9 protein-coding genes and 1 pseudogene are annotated in these 10,997 nt (G+C 39.8%); 2 read left to right on the forward strand and 8 right to left on the reverse strand.

Features of this window, described 5'->3' with window-relative positions; translation table 11 throughout:
* Positions 1 to 218: 218 nt before the first annotated feature.
* On the forward strand, positions 219 to 953 hold the full coding sequence (locus D0463_RS18975; protein WP_254052866.1) for an ABC transporter ATP-binding protein: 735 nt from the start codon (positions 219 to 221) through the stop codon (positions 951 to 953).
* 106 nt (positions 954 to 1,059) lie between these two features.
* On the opposite strand, the gene D0463_RS18980 is transcribed toward D0463_RS18975, so the two are convergent.
* The 5 genes from D0463_RS18980 to D0463_RS19000 all read right to left on the reverse strand — a co-directional run bounded on the left by D0463_RS18980 (position 1,060) and on the right by D0463_RS19000 (position 8,189).
* A complete protein-coding gene (locus tag D0463_RS18980) occupies positions 1,060 to 2,199 on the reverse strand; it encodes a mannitol-1-phosphate 5-dehydrogenase (RefSeq protein WP_117308912.1) in 1,140 nt (379 codons plus the stop codon).
* Position 2,200: 1 nt separating this feature from the next.
* Positions 2,201 to 2,638 (reverse strand): PTS mannitol transporter subunit IIA, encoded by a 438-nt coding sequence (locus D0463_RS18985; protein ID WP_117308913.1) that lies wholly within the window; start codon positions 2,636 to 2,638, stop codon positions 2,201 to 2,203.
* Between the two features lies 1 nt (position 2,639).
* Positions 2,640 to 4,733, reverse strand: coding sequence for a BglG family transcription antiterminator (locus D0463_RS18990; protein ID WP_254052865.1), 2,094 nt, complete (start codon positions 4,731 to 4,733; stop codon positions 2,640 to 2,642).
* A 464-nt stretch (positions 4,734 to 5,197) separates the two neighbouring features.
* A complete protein-coding gene (locus D0463_RS18995; protein WP_117308915.1) occupies positions 5,198 to 6,640 on the reverse strand; it encodes a PTS mannitol transporter subunit IIBC in 1,443 nt (480 codons plus the stop codon).
* A gap of 193 nt (positions 6,641 to 6,833) precedes the next feature.
* The gene (locus D0463_RS19000; protein WP_117308916.1) at positions 6,834 to 8,189 is read right to left on the reverse strand and encodes a TrkH family potassium uptake protein; all 1,356 of its coding nucleotides are present in this window, start codon (positions 8,187 to 8,189) and stop codon (positions 6,834 to 6,836) included.
* Positions 8,190 to 8,418: 229 nt separating this feature from the next.
* On the opposite strand from D0463_RS19000, the gene D0463_RS19005 reads away from it, so the two are divergent.
* On the forward strand, positions 8,419 to 8,616 hold the full coding sequence (locus tag D0463_RS19005) for an alpha/beta-type small acid-soluble spore protein (protein ID WP_117308917.1): 198 nt from the start codon (positions 8,419 to 8,421) through the stop codon (positions 8,614 to 8,616).
* Between the two features lie 70 nt (positions 8,617 to 8,686).
* On the opposite strand, the gene D0463_RS19010 is transcribed toward D0463_RS19005, so the two are convergent.
* From D0463_RS19010 to D0463_RS19720, 3 genes and pseudogenes are all read right to left on the reverse strand, one after another.
* Positions 8,687 to 9,808: an anti-sigma factor domain-containing protein gene (locus D0463_RS19010; protein ID WP_117308918.1), complete on the reverse strand. Its 1,122-nt coding sequence runs from the start codon at positions 9,806 to 9,808 to the stop codon at positions 8,687 to 8,689.
* Positions 9,809 to 9,810: 2 nt separating this feature from the next.
* Positions 9,811 to 10,554, reverse strand: a complete 744-nt coding sequence (gene sigI / locus D0463_RS19015) for an RNA polymerase sigma factor SigI (protein WP_117308919.1) — start codon at positions 10,552 to 10,554, stop codon at positions 9,811 to 9,813.
* 263 nt (positions 10,555 to 10,817) lie between these two features.
* Positions 10,818 to 10,997: pseudogene (locus tag D0463_RS19720) on the reverse strand (hypothetical protein); the annotation flags it as partial.

The following is a 10,997-nucleotide window of genomic DNA, read 5'->3' on the forward strand; positions in this document are numbered from 1 at the left end:
GAATCATCATCCATGAATAGGCACCGCACGAGAAAATGCGTATGCATTTTCGAGGAGTCCCGCATATCCTCGCCAATCAACCTTGTTGCAAAATTAACTGAGATATTATGTTAATCAATTTAAATCACCAGTTATGGTGAAGAGCCAGAAAATATAGATTGAGGTAGATTATGGTTATACATATCAAATAAGCATCACTAAACAGAGACGGTCAATGAATCTTAAAAAATATTAATTGGCAGGTAAACAAGGGGGAGCATTGGGCACTTTACGGATTAAACGGAGCAGGCAAAACGACCCTCGTGAATATGATTGGTGCTTATTATTTTCCGACATCAGGTGATGTTGAAGTATTAGGTAAAAAATTTGGCCAGGCTGAACTTGGCGGAAAACTGCGGAATCAAATTGGAATCGTTTCAGCCAGCCTGCAGCAAAAGCTTTATCCGTCCGATAGTGCATTCGAAATTTTGCTTAGCGGCGCTTATGCATCAATTGGACTCTATGAAAAACCGACTAAGGAAATTAGAGAAAAAGCCATTTCATTAATAGAAGAACTAGGAAGTATAGAATACGCAGATAGAAATTATGAAACTTTATCGCAAGGTGAAAAACAGCGTATCCTGATTGGACGTGCTCTCATGGGAAATCCGGAACTGTTAATTTTGGATGAACCAACAACAGGCTTGGATTTTATTGCTAGAGAGAGACTATTGGAATCCATTGATAAGATTGCAAAGGGAGACGAATCCCCAACATTGCTGTATGTTACCCACCATGTGGAAGAAATCTTACCGATATTTAAGCATACCTTGCTATTGAAGGATGGAGAGGTATATGAATCCGGAAGAACTAAGGACATTCTTAATAAAGCAACATTAACCGGTTATTTTGGGCTGGACGTTGACGTGCTATGGAATAACGAAAGACCATTTTTAGTGAAGTTAAATCCTTAATCCGTACCCTCCATAAGCATTGCACTGGACATAGCACAATAATAGAGTTCTACAACAAAAAAACCCCTGGAATACTATCCAGAGGCATTAAAATATCAAGGTTTTTCTATTTCTTTAAAGCGTTATAATGGTTTGTGACTTCCAAAGTAATGACACTATTCTCCTCTAACCCACTCACTTCTTTCAGCACATGAGCAACACCATGTTCTTTAATCATCGATTGCAGTTTTACCGCTTCTTCATCTTCTGCGAAATCAAAGAGCAAGGCTGCAGCGATGGCCTTTGCCAGGTTAGTAAATGCCAGCCCTGCTTTTTCCGCTTCCACAGCAGGTTTGACAAGGCGGTCATTCGGTCCAAGCTTGCGAATCGGGGAACGGCCAACTCTTGTAACGCCATCGTCTAAATAGGCATTTTTAAATCGATTGATTATTTTATTGATGTATTGCTGGTGCTCCTCACGTTCCAGGTCGTATTGTTTAATTAAATATGCTCCGGTTTCGTTGAGCGTAGCCCTTACTTGCTTTGTAATCTCTTCGTCAGTTAGAGTTTGGTCGATTGTCGGTTTGTTTTGCAAATAACCCAGGTAAGCGATGACAGCATGCCCTGTATTGACCGTAAAGAGCTTCCTTTCAATAAAAGGGGCCAAATCAGAAACAATCGTCATCCCTTCAACAGTGGGGATGCTTATCTTCGCTTCCACAACCCATTCATAATAAGGTTCAACCAGTACATCCAAGGACCCTTGATTATTTTGAAGCGGTACGATGCGGTCAACGGCTGAATTGAAGAAGTACACTTTGTTGGCTAAACTCGCTTTGGTCTCTTCATCTAAATGCTCAAAGATATATCCTTTTAATAAATCTGTTGCCGATATTTGATTTTCGCAGGCAATTACATATATTTTCTCATCGCTTGTCTTTACCCGTTCTGCCAGGCCCTTTGCAATCAATGGAGCAATGCGCGGCAGGATATTCGGCCCGATCGCGGTTGTCAGATAGGTTGCATGCTTAATGGCTTCAATGACTTCGCTTTCCTGAGTCAAATTATTTAAGCCTGACACGTTTGTAATCGTCATTTCTTCATGTTGGTCAGTAGCCAGTTTTACTTGATACTGCTTATCCTCGTTTAACTGATTAATGATTTCCTCAGCAATATCAACGAATGTAACATGATAACCGGATTGTGAAAAGAGTGCACCGATGAACCCTCTTCCAATATTCCCTGCTCCAAAGTGAACGGCTTGCATATTAGTTCACTCCTTCAAAAAAAGCCATGATTTCTTCTTTGGATGTGGCATTTACAATAGCCTCAACATTCTCTTCCTCCGAACAGACAATGGCAATTTGGGATAATATTTCTAAGTGCTCATCCCCTTTGCCGGCTATCCCGATCAATAATTTCACAATATTGCCCCCGCCAAAATCTATACCTTTGGGAACTTGTATAATCGTAATGCCTGATTCCTTAACGAATTGCTTGGCATCCTCTGTACCGTGGGGGATGGCTAAGAAATTCCCCATATAAGTGGAAGTTAATTCTTCCCGTTCAAGCATTTTCTCAATATAAGCTGGTTCAACATAACCTTTTTCGACTAACACTTGTCCCGTCAATCTGATGGCATCTTCTTTTCCGTTTACTTCAGCGTTTAATAGAATATTTTCAGTAGATAAAATAGGTAGAGACATTTTAAAGATTCCTCATTTCTTTTAATTTTTCATTAAAAAATTGTACGAACTTAGCTGCTAGATAGGAAGAAATGGAATTGTCATTTCTTGTTTCAAATAGCGAAATGCTATGCTCATTTTCAATAATAATGGAACTTATGAAGCTTAATACCTCTAATCCTTGGTTTGAAAACGTCTCAGGTGATAATAACAAAAGAATACTGTCTGTTTCGATATCCGTCTGATCCATTGCTTTAACTCTTATAGAGTCATCCAGTGCTAAAAGATTGAAGGAAGGGCGTAACACCTGGTCACTGCGAGCATGAAATAATGCGAGCCGAGTACCCGGAATACCTAACCCGCCAAGTTTTTCACGTTCTAACAAAGCATTTTTCACTAACCCGAAGTCCCCTATCACACCACTGTTGCTTAAAGAGTCACAGGCTCGTGCTAAAATTCCTTCCATATTCTCAAAATCTGATACATGCATCACGCTAAATCTCTCTAAGACTGTCGCTATCGTATCCGTATATTGAGATACGTTTTTCAAGTTCTTAATTAATTGCCCGGCACTTTGCTGCTCTGGAAAATGGATATCGGCTATCGGTATTTTTCGAGTCCTAACATGATCCTCTGTTTGTTTGTCTATATAGTTTCTTAGCCTGTTGATTTCTTCTTTCGTTAAAATCGGGCTTACTACGATATGCTCTTTATCGAAGTCAGGCAAGTTTATAGTAGAAATCACCAAATCGTACTCTTCTAATTGAAGACGGTTCAATTCAAATAAGGAGACATTTTTCAGGGTTCCAATTTCCGGTAATTCTTGCTTTAGTCTTGTCGCAAGCATCTTTGAGGTACCGATACCGGTAGAACAAATAACTAATGCTTTTAAATCAGCGGTCCGTGTTTTCCCCAAAGCAGAGCCAAAGTGCATAACTAGATAGGCGATTTCTTCATCAGGAACAATTAAATCTGAAAAAACCTTACTAACGCCGCCTTTAACAATATTAAACAAATCTCCGTAATCTTGTTTGATCTTTTGCATCAGAGGATTTGCTATCCCCATATTTTGTTTAACCCGAAAAAGCGCGGGCTTCAAATGAGTAACCAAGCCTTGAAAGAGTGAAGCATTGCTTATTAGATCGATTTGCAATTGTTCTTCAACATATTTAATCAGGCTTTTTGCTTTCAGAGCAATTTGCAAACTGGAATCCTCTAATAAATACTCCTTATCATACCTTAATTTTGCCCCTTGGAGATGCATCGTAATATACCCAATCTCAGCATCAGGAATATCAATATTGAAGGCCTTCTCCAGTTTACGGATAATTTTTTTCGCCATTTTATATTCAGGAACTGACTGCAAGCCTTCCAAATAATCCTGATCGATATTAATGTTTTCACCTTGGATTATTCGCTCAATCGCTAGTGCCAGGTGAACAACAAGCCCTATATAAGCACTATCCGCCATTGAATAAGAGATTTCTGTATTCACTTCTTCAATAGCTTTTTCAACAATAAAAAGTTTATTCTTCTCTACAAGACCTAAAAGCCTTTCAGAGATGGAGTCTATTTGTTTGGTTGATTTCCTTTGAATGTTTTCTCTCACCAAAGATAAAAATTCCACTTCATTAAGGTTTTCAGCGATCACAGCTCTCATTGCTTTTCTCTTGGCTGTTTCAGAACCAACAATTTCAACACCATACCCTCTTTTTCTAACGAGCGATAAATCAAGTTCATGTAGACGACCTTCCAATTTAGTCAAATCATTGCTGATTGTGGCTATCGTTACATTGAGATCGTTCGAAATGGCTACCAGCTTTACAGGTTCTCTTGATTCCAATAGCGCACATAAGATCATTGTCTGCCTTTCATCAGGAGTGTATTCACTATAGGTTACATGGAGAAGGGCGAGCTTGAATTCTTCGACCTTGTCTTCCTCCCCAATGATTTGAATGCCGACACCTGACTTCTTTACTAACTGTAGCTGGTAATCTTTTAGCGTGCTTTCCAGACCTTTTAAATCTCTATGAATCGTGCGGACACTTACATCCATTTCATCCGCAAGATCTTTAACAGTCATTTCTTCACTTTTTTCCAATAAAATTTCAAGCATAATCCTTTCTCTTGCAGAAATATACATCTTCTCACTCCCATATGGAACAAAGACTAAAATTATGACAATAACGGCCAATCATTTAGTAATATACTTCTATTTTAATAATAAATCGATTATATAGCTTAAAACAATCAAGAGATAACTCACTTTCGCCATCTTCATTGTTGACAAAATTTAATTACTTTATAAGAAAAGAGCAAGCGCCCTGCAAGTAAAGAAGAACGACTAAGACCGCCACATCGTTATGTCTTCGTCGTTCCACCCGTTAAAGGAACGTCGAGACTAAGAACCTCCACGTCCTTATGTCTTACGCGACGCCAGTCCATCCTGGGCAAGTCCGAGGGGCTGGGCGCTGGCCGACATCGTCACGTCCTTACGTCGTAGCTGACACTTATCAAAGTTGAAAAAGTTATACTTTCCTGTTAAAAAAGCCTGATTCCATTCGGAACCAGGCTTACTCATTATTTACCTTCTTTTAATTTCTCCAATAGCTCATCATATCTCGGGCTGTTTAGAAAGTTTTCCACCGATATATGACTTGCGTTTGGCAATTTTGCTTTGGCTCGATCTGTTAAATCTTTATGAGTGATAACAACATCTGCATCAGCCGGTAAGTTGCTGATCGAAGTATTGGAAACAGATACGTCTAATCCTGCTTTTTGGACTTTGTTCTTGAGGATCGACGCACCCATTGCACTTGAACCCATACCAGCGTCACACGCAAAAATAATCTTATTTATTTCTTTATCAAAGCCAGATTGTGTTGTTTCTTGTTTAGCTTCAGTTTTGATAAGTGCAGAGGCTCTGCTCTCTTTTCCTTTTAACTCGGATGTTCTTTCAGTTGCACTTGCTAAATCTTCCTCACCTGTTTGCTTCGATGCTTTCAAAATGATGGAAGAAATGAAGAACGATACAATCGCAGCTACCAGCACGCCTGTAATAACTCCTAAGTAATTTCCTCTTGGTGTCATCGCCATTAGTGCAAAAATACTTCCTGGCGATGGAGCTGCCACTAATCCTACATCAAAAATTAAGAACGTGAATACACCTGCTGCCCCGCCGCCAATTGCCGCTAAAAGCAGTATTGGCTTCATTAAAATGTATGGGAAGTAAATCTCATGGATACCACCTAAGAAATGAATAATAGTAGCACCTGGGGCTGTTTGCCTTGCCATCCCTTTTCCGAAAATCATATAGGCTAATAATATACCTAAACCTGGGCCAGGATTGGTTTCCAGTAAGAATAGGATTGATTTACCTGCGTCCGCAGCCTGTTCAATACCAATTGGACTTAAAATACCATGGTTGATTGCGTTATTTAAAAATAGGACTTTAGCTGGCTCGATGAAAATACTTGCAAGCGGCAAAAGTTGAGCGTCTATAATTGCCTGTACACCGGCCGCTAATGCTTCATTCAAGGTAAGAACAACTGGTCCGACACCTTTATAAGCAATTAATGTAAGAATACCAGCAATAATCCCTGCTGAAAAGTTGTTTACCAGCATTTCAAATCCTGATTTAATCTTTCCTTCTACAGCTTTATCAAACTTTTTAATAGCCCATCCGCCAATAGGACCCATAATCATAGCCCCTAAAAGCATCGGGACTTCCGCTCCAACGATAACACCCATCGTTGCGGTTGCACCAACTACCCCGCCTCTTATATCATAAACGAGTCTACCGCCGCTAAACCCGATTAAGATAGGCAGTAAATAATTAATCATTGGACCAACAAGCTTGGCTAGATCCTCATTTGGCAGCCAGCCTGTTTCAATAAATAGTGCAGTAATAAAACCCCAGGCGATAAACGCACCGATATTGGGCATGATCATGCCGCTTAAAAAACTTCCAAAGCGCTGTATTTTCACTTTAACCGCTGAGTTTGAATTTTCTTTATCCGTCATTTCTATTTAACCCCTTTCAACTTTAATATAATTTCAAATGAAATAATGTATTTCTACTCTTATAATAAAGCGTTTACAACAGTTCCTCAATTGATTGAAAAACCTATTTTGTCACATTACTTGTTGACAAGATTTAAATGATGAGTTTATAGAAAAAAAGGAAGAAAAGACTTTTGCCTAGTCTCCCCTTCACTCAACCAATAATCACTCTTTCTTTAGGATAATTATAATTGTCTGTTCTTTCCCTTCTTCCCATTATGAAAAGGAAAGAGACAATGCCGACACGCCCGATGAACATAATAATCATGAGGACGATTTTGCCGGTGACGCTCAAGTCCGGAGTTATCCCCAGTGATAAACCTACAGAACCGAAGGCCGAACAGACTTCAAAGATAATATGGGTCAGCGAAAAATCCTCAGTGATTGTCAAGATGAATATCGACGCGATACAGAGGAAGATACCCATCAGCATCACGGCCGTCGCTTTATAAATGTCTTCCTCGCATATTTCCCGATTGAATACTTTGATGGAACGGCTTCCTTTTGCGAAATTCCATAAAAACAAGATCATAATGGCAAATGTAGTAGTCCGGATGCCGCCGCCTACAGAGCTGGGCGATGCTCCAATGAACATCATGATGCTCATCAAGATATGGGTTGGCTCGGAAAAGTCGCCAACATCCATTGTGGCAAGTCCTGCGCTTCTCGTATTGGACGACATGAAAAGGGAGTAAAAAAACGATTCGTGCCAAGCCTTCCCTTTTAAAAATCCATTGAACTCAAGTAAGTAAATGAATAGTGTACCGAATAGGACAAGTCCGAAAAAAGTAACCGATGTTATTTTTGTAAAAAGGGAAAAGCGGAATTTATAGGTTCTCACCCGGTTCGAAAGATATTCCTTTGTTTCGATGAGCACAGGAAAGCCAATCGCTCCGAGTATCAGGAGCAGAATCGTGATGAACTGGATAAAATAGTCTCCTTTATATGGGATCAACGACTCTCCGGTTATATCAAATCCCGCATTGGTCGTAGCACTTACCGACAGGAACAAGCCATGCAAGAATGCTTGATCCCAGGCTGGATAGTATTTCAGGAAATAAAGGCCCAGCACAAAAGCACCGATTATTTCGATAATGACGATAATCTTTACGAGCTGGATCAAGAGTTTTACCAAACCGGCAAGGCTCGTCTGATTTTGGTCAGTCATAATCAATTGCCGTTCCTTCAAGCCAATCTTCTTTCCCATAATCAACCAAAAAAAAGTACCCAATGTCATAATGCCTATACCGCCGAACTGCAGGACGAACATTAGGATGAAAATGCCCGGTGTGCTGAATGTATCTGCCGTATTGACGACGGTTAAACCCGTAACGCTAACGGCACTCACTGCTGTAAACAATGCATCGATGAATGTCCATTGGACTCCCGGTTTCGTCGCTACAGGCAAACTTAAGAGTATCGTTGAGATACTGACTGCCACAAAATAATAACCGATAATGATTTGAGCGGGACTCAATCGGCGAAGTGTTTTTTTAAATGAAATCCACATTGAGAAAATTCCTTTCGTTACAATACAGTCTTATTATGTACTAAATAATCTACAATCCATTATACATTGTTAAAAGGTTGTGTGGATGATTACTTTAGCAGCTCTGACTCCCGCTTGTAATTATAGGATGTATTTCCATATTTATTTTTAGTAAAACAATCCACGCCTCCTCATACTACTAATACAGTGGTATAAACGCTGTTATTAAAAAGAGAAGGGGAGAATCATAATGGCTAGCAGAGGCAGCAGAAACCAGCTTTTAGTACCTGGTATCGAGCAAGCTTTGGATCAAATCAAATATGAAATCGCCCAGGAATTCGGAGTACAACTTGGTTCTGAAACCGTATCACGTGCAAACGGATCTGTAGGCGGCGAAATTACGAAACGTCTTATTGCACAAGCCCAATCCGAATTGAAAAGCAGATAATAAGACATAACCATTAAATAGGTAAATGGAATAGGCTGTCATCGCCGGATGACAGCCTTTGTGTTTCCTGTTAACGATCGTGCGTACGATACTTTTTATCCCAATGATCGCGTCTATCGTCCAAATGCTTCTTTTGCCCTGAATAGCCCCGCTCTTTATTTGACGACTTTTTGGGCTTAACCGGTTTTTCAGGTACATAATGCTTCAGTTTAAAGTGATCCTTGCCGCGGTTCTTTTCCACTTGATTTCCTTTATTCCGGAAATCATTTTGATCACGATGCTTTTGTTCATTTTTTTTGAATGAAGGTGTCACAGGTTTTTCGGTTGGCTTAATTCTTGAAAAACGAGGTTTCTCATTTTTGGGCTGCTTGCTCCGCTCCGGTTCGATCCTTCTAGGCAGATCAACTTTTCTTTGTACATGTTCTTCCGGTTTAGCCTTTGCCTCGGTCTTTTGTTTTTCTTCCTTCTTTTCGTCTGTTTTTTTGGAGGGTTCTTCCTGTTTTTGCTGGGTGTTTTCTGTCTCTTTTTTCTCTTGAACAGCTTGCTTTTCTTCTATGTACTTGCCGGTTGAAACACCTTCCTGCTTAGCATTTTCCCGATCCTTCTCCGTAGCATTAAGAACCTTCACTTTTGTCTTGGGAACTATCGCTGCCGTCTTTAACATCTCTTGCTTTAAATCTTCATCCAGCTTTTTATTTTTGTCCATCACTGTCGTAGAGACGACGATTTGTTTCTGGTTTTTGAAGTATCCGATTTTTTTTGTCATTTTAACGATTTCATCCGTGACAGTATTGACACTTTTGTTATTCCAATCGGAAAGCTGCTTCACCACATCTTTTCCTTCCGCGTTCAAACCTTTCATCTCGATAACATTTAGTTGATCATCCAAACCCAATTCAATGCTTGGGTTGATGTCTATTGTCATATATGCTGAGACCTTCTTGTCCAACATGCCAGGTAAGATGCTAAGCGTAAGGGCAACTGCAGCTGCTGCACTTATGATGGAGGTTTTTTTTATGGAAAAATGAAAAAAATTAGAGATGCTGTATTTTCTCGGGTGAAAGGGTGTAAATAGAATTTCCTCTCCAATTTCATAAGGACGTTTCTCCTTCTCTGCCTTTAAAAATTTCCCTTCAGGGGTCATAAGGGTAATATATTTTTGATCCATCTCTAAAATAATGCCTTTTTTCATTCTTAAATCACCCCTTTCAGATAGTCATGCAAATATAAAAAGTCTCCGTTTAAAATAAGCGCGACCGCAATGATATATTTTCTGTTTCTTTCTATCGTCTTTCTGCTTACACTTACCTTTTCTTCAAGCTGTTTAATCGGCAGGCGTTTTTTTGTCAATAGAATTTCGTTCAGGGCAGGATCACTGACAAGTGTTTTTGCGATGGCAATCGCTCCCTTTCTGGCATCGGAATGCTTCGGGGAATTCTCCACCAAATCAGAGAAAGACACTTCAAATTCTGATAAGCGCTTTTGATAAAGCCGAATCTCTTCTCTACGCTTTTCCACTTCCTTGAGCTTTTCGTACTCCTGCATTGATTTTTCCGTTTCAAGGAAGGTTTGGGATTGATCTTCTTCATTATTTTCCAAAGAAAGATCGAGTATGATATCCTGGCGCCGTCTCGCCTGGTTTCTTATATAGTCAATCACCCGACGCTTTACAAGGATTTCCGCAAATGCTAGCAGCGAACTTCCTTTATCGGGTGAATATTTATCAATCGCCTCATTAAAAGCAATGAGGCCAATGCTGAATTCGTCGTCTGATTCATTAATGTATCTTCTGCATACAGACGATACCGTTTTAGCAATGAATGGTTTAAATGAGTCAATCAATTCGTTACGGAGAAGCAAATCCCCATCCTGTATTTTTAAAACCGTCTCTTCTAATGACTGTTTTTTCTTGGATGCTGAAAATAATCCGCTCAGCAAAAGCTCACCCCATTTCTATGCCACATTATAACATAGAAGTGACAATTATATTTTTAAGGGTAAGCTTGGCAAAAAACAGGACCAAAAGACCTATTTATATTAAATAATAAACTTTTTACTATTTAAAACAATACGTTCCCCGAAAGATTTTTTGAATTTTCCTTATATCCTTCTTTGTTCGAAATAAGAGAGCCCGCAAATTACCAGAATATGCGGGCTCTCTCCAGAAATGACCACTTGTTTGATTGTAATAAGGATATGACTTATAGGCTCTTCACCAAAAGAAGTGGTTTAAGCTTTTGATTATCCGTTGATTTCCGCTCCAGGCGCTCGCTTTCCGCGGGCAGTCCGGGAGCCTCCTCGGCAAAGTGCACGCCTCCGGGTCTTACACAGGATGTGTTGGCGTCGACGTAAGACATAAGGACGTGGCAGATCTTAGTCGA

This window comes from Bacillus sp. V59.32b (genome assembly GCF_003429085.1).
Classification (GTDB): Bacteria; Bacillota; Bacilli; order Bacillales; family DSM-1321; genus Peribacillus.